This is a genomic window from Priestia sp. MDV22-iso46 (assembly GCF_058629175.1).
This window is the reverse complement of sequence record NZ_JBZVWT010000001.1, coordinates 1,554,608-1,579,116: the sequence shown is the minus strand read 5'-3', so window position 1 is coordinate 1,579,116 and position 24,509 is coordinate 1,554,608. Positions and strand designations below refer to the sequence as shown.

The 24,509-nt window shown below is 38.5% G+C and carries 27 protein-coding genes; 20 read left to right on the top strand and 7 right to left on the bottom strand.

Features of this window, described 5'->3' with window-relative positions:
* Window positions 1-7 precede the first annotated feature (7 nt).
* From AC4NPH_RS08120 to AC4NPH_RS08055, 14 genes are all read left to right on the top strand, one after another.
* A complete protein-coding gene (locus AC4NPH_RS08120) occupies window positions 8-1,201 on the top strand; it encodes a CCA tRNA nucleotidyltransferase (protein ID WP_025749373.1) in 1,194 nt (397 codons plus the stop codon).
* Window positions 1,186-2,175 carry a biotin--[acetyl-CoA-carboxylase] ligase gene (locus AC4NPH_RS08115; protein ID WP_081252124.1) on the top strand — a complete coding sequence of 330 codons (990 nt, stop codon included), beginning with the start codon at window positions 1,186-1,188 and terminating at the stop codon, window positions 2,173-2,175. The genes AC4NPH_RS08120 and AC4NPH_RS08115 overlap by 16 nt, the downstream gene beginning before the upstream one ends.
* A gap of 272 nt (window positions 2,176-2,447) precedes the next feature.
* Window positions 2,448-3,281 carry a 3-methyl-2-oxobutanoate hydroxymethyltransferase gene (gene panB / locus AC4NPH_RS08110; protein ID WP_025749372.1) on the top strand — a complete coding sequence of 278 codons (834 nt, stop codon included), beginning with the start codon at window positions 2,448-2,450 and terminating at the stop codon, window positions 3,279-3,281.
* 1 nt (window position 3,282) lies between these two features.
* A complete protein-coding gene (gene panC, locus AC4NPH_RS08105) occupies window positions 3,283-4,140 on the top strand; it encodes a pantoate--beta-alanine ligase (protein WP_063670986.1) in 858 nt (285 codons plus the stop codon).
* Window positions 4,141-4,524: an aspartate 1-decarboxylase gene (gene panD, locus AC4NPH_RS08100; protein WP_013056099.1), complete on the top strand. Its 384-nt coding sequence runs from the start codon at window positions 4,141-4,143 to the stop codon at window positions 4,522-4,524.
* Window positions 4,525-4,726: 202 nt separating this feature from the next.
* Window positions 4,727-7,528 (top strand): ATP-dependent DNA helicase DinG, encoded by a 2,802-nt coding sequence (gene dinG / locus AC4NPH_RS08095; protein WP_013056100.1) that lies wholly within the window; start codon window positions 4,727-4,729, stop codon window positions 7,526-7,528.
* Window positions 7,529-7,617: 89 nt separating this feature from the next.
* On the top strand, window positions 7,618-8,415 hold the full coding sequence (locus tag AC4NPH_RS08090; RefSeq protein ID WP_063670988.1) for a ComEC/Rec2 family competence protein: 798 nt from the start codon (window positions 7,618-7,620) through the stop codon (window positions 8,413-8,415).
* Window positions 8,416-8,603: 188 nt separating this feature from the next.
* Window positions 8,604-8,774: a YpmA family protein gene (locus tag AC4NPH_RS08085; RefSeq protein ID WP_013056102.1), complete on the top strand. Its 171-nt coding sequence runs from the start codon at window positions 8,604-8,606 to the stop codon at window positions 8,772-8,774.
* Window positions 8,775-8,785: 11 nt separating this feature from the next.
* On the top strand, window positions 8,786-9,274 hold the full coding sequence (locus tag AC4NPH_RS08080; RefSeq protein WP_013056103.1) for a cell wall elongation regulator TseB-like domain-containing protein: 489 nt from the start codon (window positions 8,786-8,788) through the stop codon (window positions 9,272-9,274).
* Window positions 9,275-9,407: 133 nt separating this feature from the next.
* Window positions 9,408-10,592 (top strand): pyridoxal phosphate-dependent aminotransferase, encoded by a 1,185-nt coding sequence (locus AC4NPH_RS08075; RefSeq protein ID WP_013056104.1) that lies wholly within the window; start codon window positions 9,408-9,410, stop codon window positions 10,590-10,592.
* A gap of 155 nt (window positions 10,593-10,747) precedes the next feature.
* Window positions 10,748-12,040, top strand: coding sequence for an asparagine--tRNA ligase (gene asnS, locus AC4NPH_RS08070; protein WP_013056105.1), 1,293 nt, complete (start codon window positions 10,748-10,750; stop codon window positions 12,038-12,040).
* Window positions 12,041-12,376: 336 nt separating this feature from the next.
* A complete protein-coding gene (locus AC4NPH_RS08065) occupies window positions 12,377-13,084 on the top strand; it encodes a DnaD domain-containing protein (protein WP_063670997.1) in 708 nt (235 codons plus the stop codon).
* Between the two features lie 140 nt (window positions 13,085-13,224).
* Entirely contained in the window at window positions 13,225-13,896 is a 672-nt protein-coding gene (gene nth, locus AC4NPH_RS08060; RefSeq protein WP_013056107.1) for an endonuclease III, read from the top strand.
* Entirely contained in the window at window positions 13,883-14,374 is a 492-nt protein-coding gene (locus AC4NPH_RS08055; protein ID WP_097813224.1) for a YpoC family protein, read from the top strand. The genes nth and AC4NPH_RS08055 overlap by 14 nt, the downstream gene beginning before the upstream one ends.
* A gap of 35 nt (window positions 14,375-14,409) precedes the next feature.
* Here AC4NPH_RS08055 and AC4NPH_RS08050 read toward each other — a convergent pair whose 3' ends face one another.
* Complete coding sequence (locus AC4NPH_RS08050) at window positions 14,410-17,250, bottom strand: transglycosylase domain-containing protein (RefSeq protein ID WP_098314634.1); 2,841 nt, start codon at window positions 17,248-17,250, stop codon at window positions 14,410-14,412.
* 63 nt (window positions 17,251-17,313) lie between these two features.
* Complete coding sequence (recU, locus tag AC4NPH_RS08045) at window positions 17,314-17,913, bottom strand: Holliday junction resolvase RecU (RefSeq protein WP_063671003.1); 600 nt, start codon at window positions 17,911-17,913, stop codon at window positions 17,314-17,316.
* A 73-nt stretch (window positions 17,914-17,986) separates the two neighbouring features.
* On the opposite strand from recU, the gene AC4NPH_RS08040 reads away from it, so the two are divergent.
* Window positions 17,987-18,982: a DUF2515 family protein gene (locus tag AC4NPH_RS08040; protein WP_063671005.1), complete on the top strand. Its 996-nt coding sequence runs from the start codon at window positions 17,987-17,989 to the stop codon at window positions 18,980-18,982.
* A gap of 11 nt (window positions 18,983-18,993) precedes the next feature.
* Here AC4NPH_RS08040 and AC4NPH_RS08035 read toward each other — a convergent pair whose 3' ends face one another.
* Entirely contained in the window at window positions 18,994-19,095 is a 102-nt protein-coding gene (locus AC4NPH_RS08035; protein WP_016763465.1) for a hypothetical protein, read from the bottom strand.
* Between the two features lie 227 nt (window positions 19,096-19,322).
* On the opposite strand from AC4NPH_RS08035, the gene AC4NPH_RS08030 reads away from it, so the two are divergent.
* A complete protein-coding gene (locus AC4NPH_RS08030) occupies window positions 19,323-19,577 on the top strand; it encodes a hypothetical protein (protein WP_013056112.1) in 255 nt (84 codons plus the stop codon).
* Between the two features lie 45 nt (window positions 19,578-19,622).
* A complete protein-coding gene (locus tag AC4NPH_RS08025; RefSeq protein WP_013056113.1) occupies window positions 19,623-19,973 on the top strand; it encodes a YppE family protein in 351 nt (116 codons plus the stop codon).
* Between the two features lie 93 nt (window positions 19,974-20,066).
* Here the strand turns inward: AC4NPH_RS08025 and AC4NPH_RS08020 are convergent, their stop codons facing one another.
* Together AC4NPH_RS08020 and AC4NPH_RS08015 are read right to left on the bottom strand one after the other, a co-directional pair.
* Window positions 20,067-20,237, bottom strand: coding sequence for a hypothetical protein (locus AC4NPH_RS08020; protein WP_013056114.1), 171 nt, complete (start codon window positions 20,235-20,237; stop codon window positions 20,067-20,069).
* Window positions 20,238-20,362: 125 nt separating this feature from the next.
* On the bottom strand, window positions 20,363-20,557 hold the full coding sequence (locus AC4NPH_RS08015) for a YppF family protein (RefSeq protein ID WP_013056115.1): 195 nt from the start codon (window positions 20,555-20,557) through the stop codon (window positions 20,363-20,365).
* Between the two features lie 229 nt (window positions 20,558-20,786).
* Here AC4NPH_RS08015 and AC4NPH_RS08010 point away from each other — a divergent pair, with 229 nt between their 5' ends.
* Window positions 20,787-21,200 (top strand): YppG family protein, encoded by a 414-nt coding sequence (locus AC4NPH_RS08010; RefSeq protein WP_013056116.1) that lies wholly within the window; start codon window positions 20,787-20,789, stop codon window positions 21,198-21,200.
* 31 nt (window positions 21,201-21,231) lie between these two features.
* Here AC4NPH_RS08010 and AC4NPH_RS08005 read toward each other — a convergent pair whose 3' ends face one another.
* Complete coding sequence (locus AC4NPH_RS08005) at window positions 21,232-21,378, bottom strand: hypothetical protein (protein ID WP_335481793.1); 147 nt, start codon at window positions 21,376-21,378, stop codon at window positions 21,232-21,234.
* Window positions 21,379-21,522: 144 nt separating this feature from the next.
* Window positions 21,523-21,909 (bottom strand): CotG/ExsB N-terminal domain-containing protein, encoded by a 387-nt coding sequence (locus AC4NPH_RS08000; RefSeq protein ID WP_491938685.1) that lies wholly within the window; start codon window positions 21,907-21,909, stop codon window positions 21,523-21,525.
* A 171-nt stretch (window positions 21,910-22,080) separates the two neighbouring features.
* On the opposite strand from AC4NPH_RS08000, the gene AC4NPH_RS07995 reads away from it, so the two are divergent.
* Together AC4NPH_RS07995 and AC4NPH_RS07990 are read left to right on the top strand one after the other, a co-directional pair.
* Window positions 22,081-23,166 carry a CotH kinase family protein gene (locus tag AC4NPH_RS07995; protein WP_013056119.1) on the top strand — a complete coding sequence of 362 codons (1,086 nt, stop codon included), beginning with the start codon at window positions 22,081-22,083 and terminating at the stop codon, window positions 23,164-23,166.
* A 130-nt stretch (window positions 23,167-23,296) separates the two neighbouring features.
* Window positions 23,297-24,460, top strand: a complete 1,164-nt coding sequence (locus tag AC4NPH_RS07990; protein WP_146273847.1) for a spore coat protein — start codon at window positions 23,297-23,299, stop codon at window positions 24,458-24,460.
* Window positions 24,461-24,509 lie beyond the last annotated feature (49 nt).

Genomic DNA, 24,509 nt, shown 5'->3' with positions numbered 1-24,509 from the left:
GGACGTTATGAAAGAACCGTTCATTCATCCTCTTTATATTATTGAAAAACTGGAGACAGCCGGTTACGAAGCGTATTTTGTTGGAGGAGCGGTCCGGGATCTCATTTTAAATCGGACGATTGGTGATATTGATATTGCTACGTCAGCTAGGCCTGAACAAGTGATGGAACTCTTTCCTAAGACGATTCATGTAGGAATCGAGCATGGTACGGTTGTCGTTGTCCATGAGAACGAGACCTATGAGGTAACCACTTTTCGCTCTGAGGGAGAATATGATGATTTTCGTCGTCCCTCGTCCGTTACGTTTATTTCGTCTCTGATAGAAGATTTGCAGCGTCGCGATTTTACAATCAATGCAATGGCTATGAATGCAAAAGGAGAAATTGTTGATCCATTTAATGGAAGAGAAGATTTGCGAAACCAGTTAATTCGCACTGTCGGAAATGCTAAGGAACGCTTTCATGAAGATGCTCTTCGTATGATGAGAGCCGTTCGCTTTGTCAGTCAGCTGGCGTTTTCGCTGTCTGATCAAACTAAAAGAGCCATTCAGCAATATGGTGAACTGCTGAGGCATGTTTCTATTGAACGCATTACAGTTGAATTCGAAAAAATGCTGAGCGGAAAGCGTCCGTCTTTAGCATTAGCACTTGTAGCAGATACGGAGCTGTATCGCTACTTGCCCCAATTGAATGTAGATCCGCAAAAATTCCGATCTGTTTGTGCACACGATTGGATGATGCTTCAGCGAGTATCGGAGTCATGGACACTTCTGGTACATCTACTCGACATTCAAGACAAGCAGGCATTTTTTAAAAGCTGGAAATTATCTAATAAGCAAATTAAAGATATTCAGCTTCAGTCTATTGGTCTTCGAGACGTTTTGGAAAATGGATGGTCAAAGCGCATCATGTATACAATTGGAGAGCAGGCCAGCGTAAGCGTGAATCGTATTTTACAACTTCTTCGAAGCAATGAGTATATGAATGAACATGAGCTTCTTTACATCTATAGCGAGCTGCCTATTCATTCTTTAAAAGATTTAGATATAAATGGTCAAGATCTTTTAGTGTGGACAGGTAAAAAGGGTGGTCCATGGGTGTCTCAACTGTTAAAAGAAATTGAGGAGAAAGTTCTATACAATGAGTTAATGAACACGAAATCTTCAATAAGAAAGTGGGTGCAGTCTTGCAGTCAGATATAAGAAGAACGCTGCTTGAAATGTTTACGAACGCAGATGGGGACTATGTGTCCGGCCAAAAGATCAGCGATTTATTAGGCTGTTCAAGAACAGCTGTATGGAAGCATATCGAAGAGCTGCGAAAAGACGGCTATGAACTTGAAGCTGTTCGTAAAAAAGGCTATCGCATTGTTGGGAAGCCGAACAAAGTAAGCAGCAACGAGCTTTTATTAGGGCTACAAACAACAAAAATCGGTCAGTATATTCATTATGAGGAAAGCGTGCATTCTACTCAAAAAATTGCTCATCGAATTGCTCAAGAAGGAGCCAAAGAAGGAACGGTCGTAGTTGCTGAAGAGCAAACGGCAGGGAGAGGAAGACTTGATAGAGCGTGGTATTCTCCAAAATATACTGGTGCCTGGATGAGTATTATACTGCGTCCTTCTATCCCTCCGCAGCAGGCTCCGCAGCTGACTCTACTATCAGCAGTGGCTGTGGTACAGGCCATTCAAGAAGTGACGAACCTTTCTCCAGACATTAAATGGCCTAATGATGTTTTATTAAATGGGAAGAAGCTAGTTGGGATTTTAACAGAAATGCAGGCGGATTTTGACCGGATTCATTCGGTCATCATTGGAATCGGCATCAATGTGAATCAGCAGGAAACGGATTTTAATGAACAAATCAAACACATTGCCACATCTTTACGTATTGAAAAAGGTGAAGAAATTAATCGTGCAGCTTTGATGCAAGCGTTTTTCTTAAAGTTAGAAACCCTTTATGAAGAATACTTAAAAAATGGCTTTGGCTTAATTAAAGTTCTTTGGGAAACGTATGCGATCAGTATTGGCAAGCGAATTATAGCGCGCACGATGACAGCCAACATTGAAGGCTTTGCAAAAGGTATAACAGACGAAGGCGTTTTATTGATTGAAGATGATGCAGGAGTTATACACCGAATTCATTCAGCAGATATTGAGCTCTCTGCTAAAAAATAGTAGAAAAACAAAGAAATTTTTATTATAATACGAGTATCAAGGTAGTATCGCAAGAACTTCACTTGATACTCGTTTGTTTATTTTTAATACGACAATAAATCTGCCTTGATCCATTAAGGACTAGGACAGAGGGATGACGCGTAGGTAAGCACATTAGGTAAAGCGTGCTTTTTATAGATGAAGTCTGTCAAAGTCCTTCTTTCTTTTATAGGTAGAAGGACTTTTTGTGTGCAGACGTGCGCTCATCTCCTCTGAGAAGGAGGAGAAAGTTAGTGAAAACAAAATTAGATTTTTTACGTATGAAACAAAACAATGAACCAATTGTGATGCTGACTGCGTACGATTATCCGTCAGCTAAGTACGCTGAGGAAGCAGGCGTAGACATGATTTTAGTAGGCGATTCTCTAGGAATGGTCGTTTTAGGATATGACTCTACGATTCCTGTAACGGTAGATGATATGATTCATCATACAAAAGCGGTTAAAAGAGGAGCTGCTGATACATTTATCGTCACCGACATGCCATTTATGTCCTATCACGTGTCGAAAGAAGACACGATGAAAAATGCTGCTCGCATTATGCAGGAAAGCGGAGCTCATGCTTTAAAAGTAGAAGGTGCAAACGATGTTCTTTATACAATTTCAGAATTGACGCAAGCTGGTATTCCGGTTGTTGCACATCTCGGGTTAACACCTCAGTCTGTCGGTGTCCTGGGCGGTTATAAAGTGCAAGGGAAAGAAGCGAAAGAAGCCAAACAGCTAATCCAAGACGCGATTAAGTGTGAGCAGGCGGGAGCTATTGCTGTTGTATTAGAATGTGTTCCTAAACAAGTAGCAAAACAAGTAGCTGAACGCTTAAGCATTCCCACAATCGGAATTGGAGCAGGAGCTGACACGGATGGTCAAGTACTTGTATACCACGATGTATTAACGTACGGCGTAGAGCGTGTGCCAAAATTCGTTCAGTCATTTGCGAAAATAAATGAGCCTATTTTACAGGGGCTTTCACAGTATGTAAGTGAAGTGAAAAAAAGAGAGTTTCCGAAAGAAGCCCATACTTTTTCAATGAAAGAAGAGCAGTTAACGGCGCTGTACGGAGGAAAATAAGATGAAAGTCATTACAACAATTAAAGACATGCAGCAGGAGATGAAAAAAGAAAAGCAGCTTGGACGTTCAATTGGATTTGTCCCGACGATGGGCTATTTGCATGAAGGCCATGCTACTTTACTTGGAGCAGCCCGCACAGAAAATGAAGTAGTGGCGCTAAGTATTTTTGTGAACCCGACTCAATTTGGGCCAAATGAAGATTTTGATACGTATCCAAGAGATTTTGAGCGCGATGAGCGCGTGGCAAAAGAAGCTAACGTCGACTATTTATTTTATCCTTCAGTAGAGGAAATGTATAAGCCAAGCCGTTCAGTTGCTATAACCGTGACAGATCGTGTAGACGTATTGTGTGGACAGAAGCGACCTGGCCATTTTGACGGAGTAGCCACGGTCCTAACAAAGCTTTTTCACATTGTAACACCAGATCGTGCATACTTTGGTAAAAAAGATGCACAGCAAGTTGCTGTAGTAGATGGCTTAATTGAAGACTTTAATTTCCCAGTGGAGCTTAGAGCAGTAGATACGGTGAGAGAAGCAGATGGCTTAGCAAAAAGTTCTCGTAACGTATATTTAACAGATAAAGAAAGAGAAGAGGCACCTGTTTTATTTAAGAGTTTACAAAGCGCTCTGCAGCTTCTTGAAAGCGGAGAGAAGCACGTAGAAATTATTAAACAGGCCATTCGAAAAGAAATTGAGCAATATACGAGCGGTAAAGTGGATTATATCGAGGTTTATACGTATCCAGAGCTAAAAACGATTAAACAAGCCGCTGGCAAAATCATCATTGCTTTAGCTGTTCAATTCTCTAAAGCTCGTTTAATTGATAATGTAATTGTAGACGTACAGGGGGATAACTAAATGTTTCGCACGATGATGAATGCTAAAATACACAGAGCTCATGTAACTGAAGCCAACTTAAATTATGTTGGCAGTATCACCATTGATGAAGATATCATCGACGCAGTAGGAATCGCAGCAAACGAAAAAGTCCAAATTGTAAACAATAATAACGGAGCTCGCTTGGAAACGTACGTTATTCCCGGCGAACGCGGGAGCGGCGTAGTTTGTTTAAATGGAGCTGCTGCAAGACTTGTGCAGCCTGGAGATATCATCATCATTATCTCTTATGCGCTTGTAGCAAATGAAGAAGTAGCTCACCATCATCCAACCGTAGCGATTATGAATGAGCAGAATAAAATCCAACAATTGCTTAAACAAGAACCAGCTGGTACAATTCTATAAGAACAGTCCCCCTTTATGAGGGGGATTTTTATTTGAATACATACGCTAGTAAGTGAACGGTATATACCTCTATACACACTAAAGTAAAACTTCTATGTATGGAAGCCTCTCTGTTTTTCACGAGAAGGAGTTGCGCTTTTAAAGCATATAGAGCAGGCTTTCACTTTATACTATAAAAAGACAGACTTGCGAGGTGTTGACCGTGAATAAACGCTTTGTTGTGGTAGATCTTGAAACGACGGGACATTCTCCAAAACAAGGAGATAAAATGATTCAATTTGCTGCTGTCATAGTAGAAGACGGCAAAATTGTTGAACGTTTTTCTAGTTTTTTAAATCCTGGTATGGATATTCCGCCTTTTATTACACAACTAACTAACATTCAAAATGATATGGTGAAAGATGCGCCTTTATTTGAAGAAATTTCACCTAAAATTATAGAATTGCTAGATGATGCTTATTTTGTTGCACATAATGTGGCATTTGATTTAACTTTTTTACAAGAAGAACTCTATCAGTGCGGAGAGGAGACGCTTTATAATTCAACCGTAGACACCGTCGAACTGGCTCGGATTCTGCTGCCTACAGTTGATGGGTACAAACTTAGCCAATTAGCTGAGTATTTACATATTGAACATGAAAACCCTCATCAAGCAGATAGTGATGCAGAAGTAACGGCACGTATTTTACTGTTACTAATTGAGAAATTAAAGAAGCTACCTCTAACAACCTTAAAGCAGCTGTATGCGCTAAGCTTGCACTTTAAAAGTGAAATTGGAGAACTGATTCAACAAGTTATAGATGATAAAAGTTATGCCGAGGATGGTTCTTATGAATTTATACATGGCATTGCGCTAAACAAATATCAGCCGCATTCAGCTAATGAAAAGCAGCACTCTCATACTTACGAAATATTTGAAACTGAAAAGCAAAAGCTGTTCCATCAGGCTCTGCCATTGTTTGAAGAACGAAAAGGGCAGTGGGAGATGATGAACTTTGTACAAGAGTGCTTTGCAGGTAATGAGCATGCTTTAATTGAAGCCGGGACCGGTATTGGTAAAACCTACGCTTATTTAGTTCCTGCCGTGTTTTATGCTTCTGTTCATCATCACCCAGTCATTATCTCGACTAACACGGTAACGCTTCAGCAGCAAATCATCGAAAAAGATGTGCCCATTCTAGAAAAGATTGTTCCGTTTCCTGTTACGGCAGCTGTTTTAAAAGGAAGAGAACACTACATTAGTATAAGAAAATTTATTCAGCTCTTAAAAGAGCGCAATAATAATTACGATGCGATCCTCACAAAAGCGAAGCTGCTTATTTGGCTGACGGAAACGGAAACGGGCGATAGCGATGAAATAAACCTGCCTTCTGGCGGCAAACTTTTTTGGGAACAGCTAAACGAAAGCAATCCGTCTCCAAGTGACTTTAAACATCCTTGGAAACTTTATTCTTTTTATGAACGAGCGCAGAACAGAGCGCAAAATGCCCATATAGTAGTGACAAATCATCGCTTGCTGTTGATGGATGTGATGAGTAATCATGAGCTGCTGCCTGAGTATGAACAGATTATTATTGACGAGGCTCATCACTTAGAAGACATTGCTGGAGAAGAGCTGGGGGAGCGCTTAGATTATTTTGCGGTTCATGCGCTATTAAACCGAATCGGAACCATTCAAGACAAAGGGCTGTTAAAAAAAGTTCATCATACGTTTGTGAAATATAGTATCGAGCTTAACACTGAACTTCTTCAAAACCTGTTTGTGCAGCTTCATTCTGAGTGCGATGACTTATTTCGTTTGATTCATTCTTTTGTCCAAAAAAGAATTGGCAATCAGCAGGGCGAGATTGGAAGAAGCAGCTATCGATATAAAGTGGAAAAAGAGCATGGGCATTACTGGACGGCTATTCAAGAAGCAGCGTCGCGCATTCGTTTTTTAATTCACGATCTTTTTACATGGAATGATGGGGCAAGACATTCCTTAGAGGAACTATATGACAAAGTCACAAAAAATGAACAGTCGTCTCTTCATGAATTTCAAACGGCTGTTAAAGGATTTGAACACATATCTCAGCAAATAGAAAAGCTTTTGTTCAAACAGCAGAGTCATCACGTAACGTGGTTTGAGATTGAACCAAAAGGAGCAGCGAATGCTACGTATATCTATAGTCAGCCTACCTCCATTGCCGATACGCTGGCTGATGAATTTTTCGCTAAGAAACAAAGCGTTATTTTAACATCGGCTACATTGACGGTGAATGGAACATTTGATTATTTAATTCAAGAGCTAGGGTTATATGACTTTCAGCCTGCTCAACTCATTCTCCCTTCCGAGTTTGATTATGAGAAGCAAGCTAGAGTCTATATTCCTCAAGATATGCCTGCTGTTAACGAAGTATCATTATATGAGTATAGCGCTATGATGGCAGAAAGTATTCTTGACGTAGCTAAAGTAACAAATGGTCGTATGCTGGTGCTTTTTACTTCATATGACATGTTGAAAGCTACGTATGGTTATTTAAAAGAGTTAAACGATCTTGAAGAGTTTGTACTGCTCGGTCAAGGAGTCACAACTAGAAATCGTAATAGACTGCTAAAGGACTTCAGCCAGTTTGAGCATTCCATTCTATTAGGTACAAACAGTCTGTGGGAAGGAATTGATCTGCCAGGAGATTTATTATCATGTCTCGTAATTGTCAGACTTCCTTTTTCATCTCCAAATCAACCTCTGCTGACAGCTAAATTTGAGCAGATGAAAAAAGAAGGAAAAAGTCCTTTTATGAATTATTCACTTCCCCAGGCCGTTATCCGTTTTAAACAAGGATTTGGGCGGTTGATTCGTTCCAAAAGTGACCGAGGAGCTATATTTATTTTTGATAATCGTATTACGCGAACAGCATATGGGTACCATTTCCTTCACTCACTTCCAAAAGTCCAGGTTGTTCAAAAAACGTTTTCGAATATATTACTGGACTACAAAGAATGGTGGAATGAAAAGACTTGAGCATACGCTTAAGTCTTTTTTTTATGCATACTGTTTCTTCACTTGAGAGACGATAGTAATATACTATGATAAGCAAATGAGGACAGTGTATGATTAAAATATTAATAAGTGCTGTACTGTTTTTTAGTTTTATGAACTGTTCGGTTTCAGCAGCCGTCATTAAAAACGTAGATTTTGGTTTACAAGCTGATGAAGTAGTGATCACCTTTTTACCTCTTTCAGCTGGAGAAGCGAGTCTGATTCAAGACGGAAGCGGTGAGACTATTTTGATAAATACCGGGAATACATCTTCCTATCCCGAGCTAAAGAAGTGGTTGAAGCGATATAAAGTAAAAAAAATCAACCAATTAGTGATTACGAAACAGCAAAAGTACTATGATTCAAATGTTCAGCGAGCTGTGAATGATTATCATATAGAGCGTATTATTGTCCCGGCTCAGTACCAGGCGGAATTTCAAACAGAGAAGTGGAAAGAAAGTGATTTATTTCAGTTAACAAATAATATACACGTTGATGTCTTGCATGCATCGAAGCAAAAAACAGCGGCTATGGATCTATTATTTACGATCGGAGAACATCGGATTCTATATGCAATGAGCAGCTCAGATGAAGTAGAAGAAAAGTTTTTACGCATTCCTCTTACCCATGTAGATGTATTGAAAATTCCTAATTTTGGAGAGGGAACGTTTTTTTCGAATGCATTTTTGAAGCAATTAGATACACAGCTTGCGGTTGCGTTTACGAAACCAGGCCATTCCTATTCCCCTCGACTGCTTTCAAATTTAACAGCTGAATGGATTGAATTATATGACGTAAGAGAGGGGAGCGCTTACTCTATTAAAATGTCGCTAAAATCCTATGATGTGATGAAATTTTCTGCAAAATAAATAAATTTCCTTTTGCAAAAAGAGGTAAATTCCTTATAATATTATATATGTTTACTTATTTATTCGGTTTTTACGCAAAACGTACAGATTGGATTGATGAGTGAAAAAGATGACGATGGTTTTTGATACCTGTTATAATACGGATATCGTCATTTTTGCGTCGTGATAGACGAGCTAGGAGGTTTACAATGGAAAGTAGGATTGAAGTATTATCAACTGTCCGCGTGGAAAATTCCTCGGATTTATATAAAATTGTTGATAGTTTGAATCGCACGTTGAAAAAGCAAGATTTGATGTTCGGATTAGCGTTAGATGAAGAAGATCAAAGCAAAGCTGTATTTACAATTTATCGTACATAAGTAGGGATTTTATGAAAAAGTTAATTATTGTAGCGGTAGCTGCTGTGCTTTTAATTATCGGGGGCATTTCTTTTAGCATTTATCACTCGTCCGTGAAGGATGTGCAGTCTGCTGAGGAAAAAGCAGCATCCCAAGCAAAAAAAGAATTTAATTTGAAATCTGTCACAAGCACCCAGCCATATTTCGGCAATCATGCATTTTATGTAGTAGAAGGTACAAACCGAAGCAATCAAAAGGTAATTGCTTGGATGCCTAAAAGCAAAAAACAAACAGCTGTTTTAAAGAAAGCAAGCAGCGGGATCACAAAAGAGAAAGCCATTTCCATTGTGAAAAATGATAAAAATCCGCAGGAAATTAAGTCGGTGCGCCTAGGCATTGAAAATAAAAAGCCGCTGTGGGAAGTAACATATGTGGATAAAGATAAGAAACATTTAACATACTATTATCTTGATTTCTCTAGCGGTGAATTTATAAAACGATACAGCTTATCTCAATCATAAATCGTTTATACCATATGAAATACCATATGTGTCATAATATAAGATTTCAGCGCTTTATGAAAATGAAGCCAATTTTTTATCTATAATCAGCCCGCGGGCTGATTATAGCTTTAGTTCATAGGGGGAGATTTTAGTGAAGTTAGCAAAACGTGTATCAGCATTAACGCCATCATCAACATTAGCGATTACAGCAAAAGCGAAAGAATTGAAAGCGGCTGGTCATGATGTGATTGGACTTGGAGCAGGGGAACCTGATTTTAATACGCCGCAGCACATTTTAGAAGCGGCTGTTACAGCAATGAATGATGGTCAGACAAAATATACGCCAGCAGGCGGCCTTGCACCATTAAAAGAAGCGGTAATTGAAAAATTCAAACGCGACCAAGGCCTGACGTATTCACCTTCTGAAATTATTGTTTGTACAGGTGCTAAGCACGCACTGTATACGTTATTTCAAGTTCTGTTAGACGAAGGTGACGAAGTGATTATCCCAACTCCTTACTGGGTAAGTTATCCTGAGCAAGTAAAGTTAGCAGAAGGTACACCAGTATTCGTTGAAGGTTCTGAAAATAACGAATTTAAAATCACACCTGAACAATTAGAAGCGGCTATTACTGCTAAAACCAAAGCTGTTATTATCAATTCACCAAGCAACCCAACAGGTATGATTTACACAAGAGAAGAGCTACAAGCTTTAGGAGAAGTTTGCTTGAAGCACGATATTTTTATCGTATCAGATGAAATTTATGAAAAGCTTGTGTATGGTCAAAATGAACATGTATCGATTGCACAGCTTTCACCAGCGTTAAAAGAAAAAACAATTATCATTAACGGTGTTTCTAAGTCACATTCCATGACGGGCTGGCGCATTGGATATGCAGCTGGTGATGCTACAGTTATTAAAGCGATGACAAACCTAGCGAGTCACAGCACGTCAAATCCAACATCTATTGCTCAATATGCAACAATTGCTGCTTATAACGGCACTCAGGAGCCGGTGGAAATGATGCGACAAGCTTTTGAAGAGCGTCTAAACGTAATTCATGAAAAGCTGATTAACATTCCAGGGTTCTCATGCTTAAAACCACAGGGTGCTTTCTACTTATTCCCTAATGCAATTGAAGCTGCAAAGTTAACTGGTTTTGATACAGTTGATGCATGGGTAGAAGCTATTTTAGAAGAAGAGAAGGTAGCGCTAGTGCCTGGTTCAGGATTCGGTTCACCTGAAAATGTACGTCTTTCTTATGCTACATCACTAGATCTGCTAGAAAAAGCAGTGGAACGCATCCATTCATTTATGACTCGTCATATGAAATAAAAAAGATTATATTTAAAAACAAAGGAGCCTTTTAGCACAAATCACACGTGTTAGAAGGCTCTTTTTGTTTGTTACTTGTTATTATGTTTGTCGAAATGTATAATAGGATGGCATACATAATTACGAAATGTAAGTTTTTTGGAGGGATATTAATCGTGAAAATTACGATTTCAGAAGCAAGCAAGCATGTAGGAAAAGAAGTAACAATTGGTGCTTGGTTAGCGAATAAACGTTCAAGTGGTAAAATTGCCTTTTTACAGCTGCGCGATGGATCAGGATTCATGCAAGGGGTAGTTGTAAAAGCTGAAGTAGAAGAAGAAACTTTTAAATTAGCTAAATCTATGACGCAAGAATCATCACTATATGTAACAGGTGTGGTGCGTGAAGATGAGCGCTCACCGTTTGGCTATGAGTTAACAGTTACAAGCCTTGAAGTTATTCATGAAGCTGTTGATTATCCAATTACGCCAAAAGAACATGGAACAGAGTTCTTAATGGATAACCGTCATTTATGGCTCCGTTCTAAACGTCAACATGCTGTTATGAAGGTTCGTAACGAAATTATTCGTGCAACGTACGAATTCTTTAACGAAAACGGGTTTACAAAAGTAGATCCTCCAATCCTAACAGGAAGTGCTCCTGAAGGAACAACAGAATTATTCCACACGAAATATTTTGAGGAAGATGCATATCTTTCTCAAAGTGGACAGCTTTATATGGAAGCAGCGGCAATGGCGCTCGGAAAAGTATTTTCATTCGGTCCAACGTTCCGCGCTGAAAAATCTAAAACACGCCGTCATTTAATTGAGTTTTGGATGATTGAACCAGAGATGGCTTTCTACCAATTCGAAGATAACTTGAAAGTACAGGAAGAGTATGTGTCTCATGTCGTACAGTCTGTTTTAACAAACTGTAAGTTAGAGTTAAATGTACTAGGCCGTGATACATCTAAGTTAGAACAAATTAAAGCGCCATTCCCTCGTATTTCGTACGATGAGGCTCTTAAATTTTTACATGAAAAAGGATTTACAGACATCCAGTGGGGAGATGACTTTGGAGCACCGCATGAAACGGCTATCGCAGAAAGCTATGACAAGCCGGTATTCATTACACACTATCCAACGTCATTAAAACCATTTTATATGCAGCCAGATCCAACAAATGAAGACGTAGTATTATGCGCAGACTTAATCGCACCAGAAGGCTACGGAGAAATCATTGGAGGCTCTGAACGTATTCATGATCAAGAGCTTTTAGCTCAGCGTGTAGAAGAGCACAAATTAGATACTGAAACGTATAAGTGGTATTTAGAGCTTCGTAAGTATGGCTCAGTTCCACATTCAGGATTTGGTTTAGGCCTTGAGCGTACGGTAGCATGGATTAGCGGCGTAGAACACGTTCGTGAAACGATTCCATTCCCACGCTTATTAAACCGTCTATACCCGTAAGGAAGTGAAAAAAGTATTCTGACTCTTGTAGTCAGGATACTTTTTTAGCTTTTTTTATGAATCATAAAAAGAAAAGAAAAACGAGGCTTTTACTTATATCATAAGGAAACAAAGGCAAACATAGAAAAGAGTCTAACTTAAAAGGGAGTTGCAATTCTCGAAAAAATAAGTTAGTGTAATATTCTTGGAAGGAAGTCATCGTTCGTATATATTTTATATGTGCAGAGCAATGGTACGGTTTCAGCGGAAAGTTTTACATAGAAGCTTTTTTAGCTTCGAATAATTATTACTTTGACTATAAACTTCATGATATACTAACTACTGAGGTGTTCGGATATGAAAAAAGAAACGTTAATTGAATGGTTTGAACAAGGCACAGTTTCAATTCCGAAGCTGCTGTTTAATCACTATAGCAATTTGGGAATGAACGAAACGGAATTCATGACGTTAATGCATATTTATGTTTCCATTGAAGGCGGTGAAGGTTTCCCGACACCTAACGAATTGGCGGCAAAAATGAGTATTTCAAGTGCTGTCTGTATGGATACGCTGCGAGCATTAATTCAGCGCGGCTTTTTATCTATTGAGCAAGATCAACAGCAAAACGCCCTTATTTGTGAACGTTATTCATTAAAACCGCTTTGGGAAAAGCTTATTCATCATATGATGCAAGAAACAAGAGAAGTAGAAAAAAGCGAAGAAGAACAAGAAGAGCTTAATTTATATACAATGTTTGAAAAAGAGTTCGGCAGAGCATTGTCTCCGTTTGAATGCGAAACGCTAGCGATGTGGATTGATCAAGATCATCATGATCCCATTATTATTAAAGCGGCACTAAGAGAGTCGGTGATGTCTGGAAAATTAAACTTCCGGTATATTGATCGTATTTTATTTGAATGGAAGAAAAATGGTATTCAAACCATTGATCAAGCCCGCAAGCATAGCCAAAAATTTCGTCAAAATCAACAGCCCAAAAAACTATCTTCTGTTAACCCTTCTCAGTCTACATCAGCCATTCCTTTTTTTAACTGGCTAGAGCAATGACAGGATAAAAAGCTGCTTCAAGATCCAAGTAATTGAATCTTGAAGCAGCTTTTTTAAAAGAATATGGACAAAAGTAGCATTTGACAGGAACCCTATTGTAAAATAGGAGGGAACTACCTGTAAGAAGAAGGAGAACTAGTATGTTAACGTTAAAACAAATCAGACAGTGCCTAGATGCTATGGCGGAAATGTTTCCTGACGCCCACTGTGAGTTAAATCATCGGAATCCCTTTGATTTAGTCATTGCTGTGGCGCTATCTGCTCAGTGCACAGATGCTCTAGTCAACCGCGTAACAGCGGATTTATTCAAAAAATATCAAACGCCTGAAGACTATTTAGCCGTTTCGTTAGAAGAGCTGCAGCAAGATATTAGATCAATCGGCTTATATAGAAACAAAGCTAAAAATATTCAAAAGCTCTGCCGTATGCTCATTGATGAGTACGGAGGAGAAGTTCCAACAGATCGTGATGAGCTGACCAATCTTCCAGGAGTAGGGCGTAAGACGGCTAATGTTGTTGTATCCGTAGCTTTTGGAGTACCGTCAATAGCAGTAGATACGCATGTAGAACGTGTAAGTAAACGCCTCGGGATTTGCAGGTGGAAAGATTCCGTTTTGGAAGTAGAAAAAACGCTAATGAGAAAAGTTCCGAAAGATGAATGGTCAGTTACGCATCATCGACTTATCTTTTTTGGACGCTATCACTGTAAAGCACAGTCTCCTCAATGTCATGTCTGCCCGCTTCTTGATCTTTGCCGAGAAGGAAAGAAACGAATGAAAGGAAAAGAGAAGAAGACAGATGTTACCGATTGAAGTGCCGTCACATTTCATATGCGAACCATTCTATTCAAAAGAAGATCGGGTTCTTGAAGTGGGTGGAAAAAATTATTTTGCTTATGATATTTTATACGATGTACATAAAGAAACGAAAACACCTTGGAGAGATGTTCAAAAGAACATACGGCCATTTTTTGAAAAGTGGGAAACTCAAAGGGAAGAACTGTATACGCTTTTTTCTCTGCGAAAAGCAAAAGAAGCAGCCCCTTGTATGAAACAAGCTGCTGCTATGTATATTAGTTTACTGTTTTGGATTAACGGACAGCCCGTTCGGCGTTTAAATCGGCTGCAAGAAGATATAGCGGACCTAACCTATAAGCCTATTAACTGTGCTGAGAGACTTATGTTTTCGCTGCAGCGAGTTTCTTCTTATCAAGCGTATATTCAGCTGACAGAATTATTTAATGAGCTGCGTAAGCAGTATGCAAAAATGCTTATTCTTCACAAGAAATAAAGCCCCTACACGTGTAGGGGCTTTTTACTGCTACGTTAATTTTCAGTTGTTGGCTCTTGCTGCGGTGTAGCAGGAGTTGCCGGCGTCGATGGTGTAGCAGGGGTTTGTGGTGTTTGACTTCCTGAGTCACTTCCACCGTTGTCTGCTGGAGGAGTTGTTGTGCCTCCGTTATTACTGTTGTTGCCGCTATTACCATCGTTAGCATTGCCGCTATCATTATTGTTATTATCGGTATTGCCGCTATTGTTACCGCCGTTATTGCTGCCATTATTGCTGCCATTATTGCTGTTTTGGTTATCATCCGGCTGAGTAGATGAATCGTCACCTTGATCAGAGCCGTTGTTTTGATCAGTGTTGCTATTGTCTTCATTTTGATTATCGTCCGTTGTTCCGTCATCTTCAGGCTTAGTAGAATCATCTTCGGTAGCTTGATCTGATGAATCAGGGACTTTTACAGAAGAACTAGCGCTTTCACCCGTATTTGTTGTTACGGTGAAACTATACGTTGCGCCTGGTGCTGGATTGGAAATTGTTTTTCCACCGGCTCCTGCGCCAGATGCGAGTTGTTCAGAACCGTTAGGAGATGACATTGTGACTGTAAAGGTCGTATCACTGGCTGCGTTTGCCGCTGACCAGTTAACTGAAATTGCTCCTCCGCTATACGAAGCAGTAATTTTTGGCTTCACATCTTTATTGTCTTTTTTCTCTTTTTTGTCCTCTTTTTTATCTTCTTTCTTTTCTTCTTTTTCTTTTTCTTTTTTCACAAACGTTTGCGATACTTTTGTCGGTGCAGTACCGCGTACAAAGTATTCTTTAGTAATTAAGCTCGAAGGAGTAGAGCCGCTTGGGCGTTTTAAGTCTTTGCCTGTTGGTTTTTCCACGGAACGTTCAACTACGCTGTCCGGCTGCTTGAAACTTCCTTTAGGTTTGCCTTCAGAAATATGAGTAATAACATGCTTAAAGATATTTTTTGCCATGCCTGTTTCATTAGCACTTAAAATATACCCGTCTTTAGCAGTTTCATAGCCTGTCCATACGGAAATCGTATAGTTTGGCGTAAACCCATTAAACCAAACGTCTTTTTCACCAGCGTCTGGAATGTTGTATCGTTGTTTTTCTGCAGCACTAAAGTTCGAAGTTCCCGTTTTACCTGCAATTTCTAATCCTGGTGTACGAACAGCACGAGCTGTACCATATGATTCGTTTACAACAGATTTCATCATGTCCGTCATCATAAATGCCGTGTAATCTTGCATTGCGCGTTTCGATTTTGGCGTTAAATCAATTTCTGTTCCATCTGGGAATTTTACCTTTGTTACTGTATGAGGTGCATTGTACATACCTTCATTTGCAAAAGCGCTATAGGCTCCAGCCATTTGTAGCGGTGTAACACCTGTACGGAAGCCTCCGATAGAATAAGATTCAGAATAAGCTTCGCCGTCTTCTTCGTCTAATTTTAGCCCAAGGCCCGTAGCAAACTCTTTTGCCTTGTCTGCCCCGGTTGCTTGAAACGCTTTTAAAGCAGGGATGTTCAGTGAGCGTCCTAAAGCTTCACGCGCTGAAACCCACCCTTTATAATTGCGTCCAAAATTTCGGATTGGCGTGCCGTTTGAATAATGATATTCTTCATCTTTTATCGGTTGTCCAGTGGACCACTTTAAGTTCTCAATCGCTGGGCCGTAATCTAAGATCGGCTTAATGGTTGAGCCGGGCTGGCGTCTCATATTTGTTGCAAAGTTTAAGCCGCCTGACACACGATTACGTCCGCCTCCAATTGCTTGAATACCGCCTGTTTCATTATCTACAACGACAAGACCTGCTTGGAATTTATCGTTCGGGAAGTTGACTACTTTGTTATTCATCACATCATCCACATAGTCCTGAGCATTAGTGTCAAGCGTTGTATAAATTTCTAAGCCCGCAGAAAATGGATCTGCGTCTGTTTTCTTTTTTACTTCTTCGATTACTTGATCAATAAATACATCGTACTTAGATGTTGATTCAGTTTGTTTAGCTAAGTGAGCCTGTACATCTACTTGTTTTGCTTTGTCGGCCTCGGCTTGTGTAATGAAGCCGTTTTTAGCCATTAAGTTTAATACTGTGTTACGGCGTTTAGTAGCATTCTCTGGGTTTGTAACTGGGTTATAAGTAGTTGGCGCTTTTGGTAAGCCTGCCAACATAGCAGCTTCATCAAGAGTTAAATCTTTTACGCTTTTAACTCCATAAAATTTCTCAGCTGCTCGTTCAATACCGTATACTTCACCTGATGCGAAATATATTTTGTTTAAATACATTTCAAGAATTTGTTGCTTGGAATATTTACGCTCAAGCTGGTAAGCTAACCACATTTCTTGTACTTTACGTTTAACCGTCTTCTTTGGTGATAAGAACGAATTCTTTACCACTTGCTGAGTAATCGTACTACCGCCCTCAGCACCGAAGCCGTTTTTAAAGTTCGCCATTAATGCTCCGCCAATACGGTAAAAGTCGACGCCGTGATGTTTATAAAAACGAACGTCTTCCGTAGCGATAAATGCGTTTTTGACGACTTGAGGGATTTCATCGTATTGCACATATGTACGTTTTTGAGCTCCAATTTCTTTTACAACTGTCTTTCCATCGTTTGCATATACTTTAGATGAAAAAGAGTTTTTTAATACCGAGTCATCAACTTTTGGAGCATCACTTATCATAGCAAAAAAAGTTCCCACTCCGGCAATGAGCCCGATGATTCCTATCAGTAAAACTGCGGCAACAATTTTACGAAATAGGCCTCCTTTTTTCTTCTTTTTCGGTTTTCCTTGAGATTTACCTTCTGGTTTGTTGTCATTCATAGCTCTTCGTCGTTCTTCACGAGAGCGATAATTATCTGACATAAAAACTCCTACCTTTCAACGCATTGTAAGAGAATGATTTCCGTAAACATATATATCATACTCTTAAAAGTATAATTTATCTATAGTTTTTATGTAATCGATTCTCGGATGGTAACCAAGTTCCATGAAATGTCCTTTTTTTTCAATATCTGCCTTAGGGATTGATTTTCGTCCATCTTTTTTCATGGCATCCCAATAAGGAAAAAGGAACTGTGCTTCGAACAAGTATATTTCTTGTAAAGTAGAGAACATTAACATAACGAAACAAATCCCGTTTTGTTTCACAATTTGCTTCATATGTTCAATTTGATGTTCATGAAAATTACGCAGCGGAAATGAGGTTTTATTTCTCGTTTCTTTTGCTTCAAAGTCAAGGTGTTTTCCTTTATAGACTCCATTGTAGTCTGTAGTAGAAGCCTGTTTAAAATAAGCTTCTTTGATAACAGCGGCACTTCTCTTCGGATAGTCTACTTTTACAATTTGAACAGGGGTTGGTTTTTTGTGAACAATGGCTATTCCTTTTGAAACATAGTATTCGTTTGTTTCGTTTAAATCGTCCTCCAGCGTCATACCACGATTGCTATAGCTAGCTTCTAGCTTTTTAGGGGAAGGACTGCTGGTATTCAATGGCTTATAGGCCTTTCCGTTAGGATAGCGAATCATAACCATCACTCCTTTAGTGTAAATCTATTAAACAAACAAATTCTATTATACCAAATCCTACAAATAAAAATAGATGAAAGAAGATGAAGAGATGTCACTCAATAGTTCGGAACAAGCGCTGTTGACGGCGATTAAAAAAACCACAGACAAGCTGAATATTGATAATATATCAAGAACCCAGGCTTATGCAACTTTTTATCATAGATATCCTGAAGTAAAGTGGGCATTTCTCGCAAGTATGGTATCACGAAACGCAGGATGGAATATGTGTGATTTGCAAGGGAAAAACATGAAAAAAGCGTTATCAAAGCAAACGCGCGATTTATTATTTTTGACGTATGAAAGAGCAAATTGGCTTATTTTTAAAGATGCCTTCCCTCAATTACTATTGTATGCTGTTTCGCGTAAAAAACATGTCTCTTACGTTCATTTACTTCCCTATTTAAATGTTTCATCTTTTATCGAAGAGAAGTGGAGACAATTTATGCAGAGACCTTGTGAACTGCAGCTTATTCATGCGTTAATTGTGAATGAGCAGCATGTTATTCAACAGCCCGTTATTGAACAGCCTTTTTATCAAGATAGAGTGTTTAAAAGTACCCTGTTTTTTTTTCAAGATATATTCCACTTTAGTTCCGTCCTTTTTCCTACTACAAAAGGGGAGCTATACGGTTGTTCTGTTCATGATTTTACAAAAGTAAATAATCGGATTGATTTGGGGAAGAAATTAGCGGCTTTATTATTTCATGAAAAGTATTATCCCTTGTTTTATGAATTTTCTTTGAAAACAAAGCATACGGGTTCGAGATACGATTATGAGCAGTATTTTGTGAATGAAACCATTTGCCGTACACCTGCTCTTCGAAAGGTGTATCCGGCTATTAGACATCATGAAAAGAAGAGAGAAGAGTGGTTTTTAACGAAAGAAGAGGAGCAAAAGCTCATGAAAAAGCCGTCTTTTCCAAAGAAAGTTCATTTTACAAAGTGGTATCTTCAAAAGCAAAAGCAGCTATATATATTAATGAAAGTAGCGCAAGTATTTAATGTAAATAAAAACGGTCACAAGTGACCGTTTTGTTCTTAAGTAGAAGGCTGGTTAGGACCGTTTAACTTTTTAGGATCACCGTAGGTTTTTGTTTCAGGCTTATTTTTAGGCTGTGATTTTTGCTGTTTGTTGGCCATATCTAGGCACCTCCTATCATGTTGTAATAAACGTTCAGCAGCGGAATGTATCTGCTTAGCTGAAATGTCTATACTAGTGTTTTCAATATGTTCACTTTCGATTCACCATAAATGAAAATGTCGAAAACATCTTTCTTTGACGAATAGAAACTAGTTTTGTCATGTATGAAGGGACAATGAAGAAAAGAGAGAATACGTTATGCAAAGGAAAATTTGGAGGGATGGCGATGAAACAAAGTATGGTTAAAACAAGCGAAATGATGACTTTATTAGATAGCTTACTAGAGCAAGTAGATTTAGTGGATAAAACGATGTCTACATCTATAAATGAAGCATTTACACATTGTGAAGAAACATATATGGAACAAGTTCATCGCATTGACCAATCACTGCAAGAAATTGAAGTAGCTGTGTATGAAAGCATGCCTTCCGAAACAGAATGGAATAGAAGCCGAAGAGAAATGGTTCTTCATACAGTATAAAGACTGTTTATGTTACAATAGTCATCGTAGAGGTGACGAATAACGATGAATGAAGATGTGAAAAAAAGTACGGAGATCATGTTTCAATATAATGAAGTAGCTGTAGAACGATTAGCGTCTATTCAACAGGAAGAAAATTATGAAGTGAAATTTTTTGAAGAAGTAAAGCCTTATGGAGATATTTTCTTCAAAGAACTTGATGAATGGGCTAGTCTCGTAACGGAATGGCTGAAGAAAGAGCGACCAAAATATATTCATGTGAATCAAGTAGAGACGTTAAAAGAAAATTTACAAAACGTTGTACTACAGTCCTTTTATCCTGAGACGCGAGAAAAGCGATTTAAAAAGATGTATCACTCAAATAAGTATGTGCTCGAGTCGATATTGAATAATTAATCCCGGCCTTCCGTTGAGACTTATAAGGTGGGGATTTTCTATGTATGCCTAAAGAGCAAACTCTTTAGGCATTTTATCATTATCAATAAAAAGTTAATCAAAATCTTTTTGAGATTGGATAGAAACAGCTGGGTGATCTTGTGAAGCGACTGTATCGATATGATAATCAACTTTTTCAGTATGTTTAGAAGCAACGGCGTTATTTGTTTTAGTTACTGCACTTTGTCCTTGCTTTTTATGATCAAAATGTTTTCCACGACTCATAAGATAGACCTCCTTTATTGAATACTACGTTAAAGCTTTTATAGTATAAACAAGTCAAAACAGAAGTATGTGTCCACTTTATAGGAAACAAAGAAACCACCGATTTCTCGATGGTAGTAAAAAAATTAATCATCTTGTGCACTAAAATCGGGCTTAGTAGCTCCAATTTGTTCGAGTTCACGTACAGCGGCTTTGTAATTCATAGGAGTTAAAAAACCTTTTAAATACTGCTGCTGAGCAAAATCGAGTAATTCATTACTTGACTGCGGCTCATACTGTTTCACCGCAATAAAAGCTTCTTGAAGTTCGTTCACATACATGTAAATTCCCTCCTAATCCCCATTTGTGCCACTACGTATCGTAGTATCACTTGTTCTTATCGTACCATATATTTAAATAATCTCGTTTTTTTGAAAAATTTAAACTTTCGACAGAAACCTACATATTTTTGAATGTGTTTTCCAAAAGTACAAGTAGACGAACGTCACCTCTTATTTCTGCATACATACTATATATTATGTAATATTAAAAAGGAGGTATTGATTTTGCATGTATACAAGTAAGCATTATCCGTATTATGAGCAACATCAACCAGAACGTTTTGATTTAAGTCAGGTACATCCATTTCCGCAGTATCATCAGCAGCCATGGACGGAAGCTTATATGCCGCAACATCCGTACGCTCAGCAACAAATGCCTTTTGGTCCTCAGCAAATTCCCTATATGAACGGAATGTACCAGCAGCCTATGTACAATAATGCAGGTGCGCCTTTTAATCCATACCCTAAAGCTCAGCAACAAAAGCCCCAGCCTTCTCAATTTCAGTCATTAATGTCTCAGTTTAAATCGAGTGATGGCAATTACGATATGAACAAGATGATGAATACTGCGGGGCAGATGATGGGAGCCATGAACCAATTAACATCCCTAGTAAAAGGGTTTTCCGGGATTTTCAAAGTATAAGGACTAGAAGGTGTTTTCTAGTCCCTGCTTATTATTTTTTCTTTTGATTTTTCAAATAGGTTTCTCCAAAAAGTGTAAATACTTCATTGTAAGTTAATCCAGACTGAGCATTTAAACGTTTGACTTCTTCGATATCTGTTGTTGATGAAGTTGAAATTTGATGCTTGTTTTTTTTCATAAAACCTCTCCTTCTCTATGTAAAATGAATAACATCCCATCTTAGTATATTTCCAAATGTGCCCCTTCTATAAGTGGAAAAAAACGCCGAAGACACTCATGGTTCTTCGGCTTTTTTTGGAATAAAGATGAGTATTTAGAGAAATTAAGAACGGCGAGTAGAGCGGCGAGAGCGACGAGTAGAACGACGAGAACGGCGAGAGCGACGAGTAGAACGGCGAGAGCGGCGAGTAGAACGACGAGAGCGGCGAGTAGAACGGCGAGTACCGCGGGTAGAACGACGAGTAGAACGGCGAGTACCGCGGGTAGAACGACGAGTAGAACGGCGAGTACCGCGGGTAGAACGACGGGTAGAACGACGAGTAGAACGGCGAGTACCGCGAGTAGAACGACGAGAGCGGCCAGTACTACGAGAAGAGCGACGACGTCTTGTTAGTGGGCCGGCAGTTGGCTCTTGAAACATAAAAGATTTCAGTTCTGTACTTTCTAGGGCTTCAGCAGCCTCTTTAATTTTTTCAGCTGTAATATGCAATCCAAAAACCTCCTTGTCAATTGGACTAGGTCTTGCATTAATAGAATACGCGACGATGCTTGTCTTTGATATAAGTCAAAAGTGGAGTTTAAGGAAATAGTTGATATGATGGGGTATCATGGAGAATTTGCTCTTCATATACTTTAATAATTGAAGAAAGGTGGTCGAGTAATGAAGCAAAAAGAAATTCCTCAATACGCTCTGTTTGTGAATGTAAAAGATTTAAAGGAAATGCAAAGAGATATTTGGTCAGAAGAAGCTGTTCAGGCAACGATGAAGTTTAACAAAAAACGCTACGATATTGATTTGTTGCTAAGAGGCTCCCATATTCGGAAGATGAAGAAAAAGTCATATTATATTGAATTCTATTCTCCGAAAATATTTCAGCGTGCCAAAGAAATACACCTAAACGCTGAATATAAAGATCCATCGCTTATGCGCAACAAATTGTCCCTCGATTTTTTCTCCTCCTTAGACGTTTTATCTCCTCAGTCTCAGTTTATAAACCTCACAATTAACGGTAAAAATGAAGGAATATATCTTCAGCTCGAATCGGTAGATGAACTATTTTTGAAAAAAAGAAATTTGGCGGATGGATCCATATTTTATGCAGTAGACGGAGATGCTAATTTTTCTTTAATGAGCGACTTAGATAAAAAGCCGAAAACAACTCTGCTATCAGGGTATGAAGATAAAGCAGTGAAACAAGGAGATGAGGAAAAATTAGAGCAGTTTATATTTAATCTTAATACGTGGACAAATACAGAATTCGAACAGAATATTGAGAAGTATCTGCACGTCGACCGCTACTTATCTTGGTTAGTTGGTATTATTTGTATGCAGAATTACGACGGTTTTGTTCATAATTATGCCCTCTATCGAAACCATGAAAGTGGACGCTTTGAACTGATTCCATGGGATTATGATGCGACTTGGGGAAGAGATGTAAATGGAAAAGTAATGGAAGGGGATTACGTCCGTGCACAAGGATTTAACACGCTTACCGCTCGCTTATTGGCAGTAGATAGCATTAAAAAACGTTATATTAAAAAGATGAACAATGTTCTAAATAATCAATTTACAGTGGAATATATGAAACCCATCGTCTATCAAATGCACGAAGAGCTTAAGCCTTATATTTTGAAAGATCCTTATGTAAAAAACAATATAGAACAATTTTATGAGGAGCCGGCATTTATTTTATCCTTTATAAAAGACCGAACAGCATATATTAAAAATAATCTTCTTGCTTTTTAGATACCATAGAATGATAGGCAGAAGTGGAATTTGTTAATAATAGGCAAATGTACGAAATCAATAGCTGTACATGATACGTATATATACAGTATGAATGACCAATATGGATGACTAACAAGGAGGAAAAAGAATGGAAAACTATTATTATTATTATGGGCAAAATCAAGGTCAAGATTCAAATCCAAACCGAAAACGCAGCCACAGCAAAAATGCAAATCGAACTGATAAAGGCTATTCTTCGCAGTTTAAACCTTTAAAAGGAAGAATGGTGACTGTTTATCGAGGAGGTCCTGAATCAAAAACAGGTTATTTACTTGATGTTCAGTCTGATTATTTAATATTAGCAGTAGAAAACGATAACAATAATAACAATGATGAAAATAATAATGAGGGAAATAGCAACCAAAACAACCAAAACAACCAAAGTAACCAAAATAATCAAAATAATCAACAAGAATATACTGTTGTATATTATCATTTATCCCATGTTAAGAGTATTACGGAAGATGCTATGTCAAATTCAGCACAGACGTTTACCGGGTTTGATAATGACGGTACTTTAGAGTTGTATAGAGGCAAGACATTTGCTAGTACTTTATCATTACTGAAAAGTAAATATGTTCAAATAAATCAAGGGGGTCCTGAGAAAAAAGCAGGCCAGCTCCTTGACGTATTAGGTTCGTCAGAGTCTGCTTACCTTGTATTACTGTCGGAAGATGATGGTATCGTCTATATCAATGTTGAACATGTAAAAAGTATAAGTGAATATCAAAACAATAATAACAATAATAATAACAATAATAACATTCAAATGAATAATCAATTTGCTACAAATCAGGAACCAACTTATATGAAATCAAAAAACTTTAATAATTTATTTACTCATCTATCACACAAATGGGTATCGATCAACGGCGGCGGTCCAGAAGCTGTAGAAGGTGTATTGGTGCAAAGTCGGAATGGTACTTTTACCCTTGTTCAGGACAATCAAGTATTACGCTTACAGCCAAGACATGTTAAAACCATTTGTGTAGGAGCAAAAGGATCTTTTAAACAAAATAATAATCAAGATGATGAGCAGAAAGAGGAAAATACAAATGCTGAAGACGGAGGATCAACGGAAGGCGTTCCAGAAGGTCGTACAGGAAAAAGCCGCCGCACAGGTTCACACTCGTCAGGAAGAAGCCGCCGCACAGGTTCACACTCGTCAGGAAAAAGCCGCCGCACAGATTCACACTCGTCAGCGTCAAGAGAGCAAGTCATCCAAACAAAAAATTATCGTTGGAAAGCATAATGAATAAGAACAAAAAAGGTGCTTATAAAGCACCTTTTCTGTCATATAG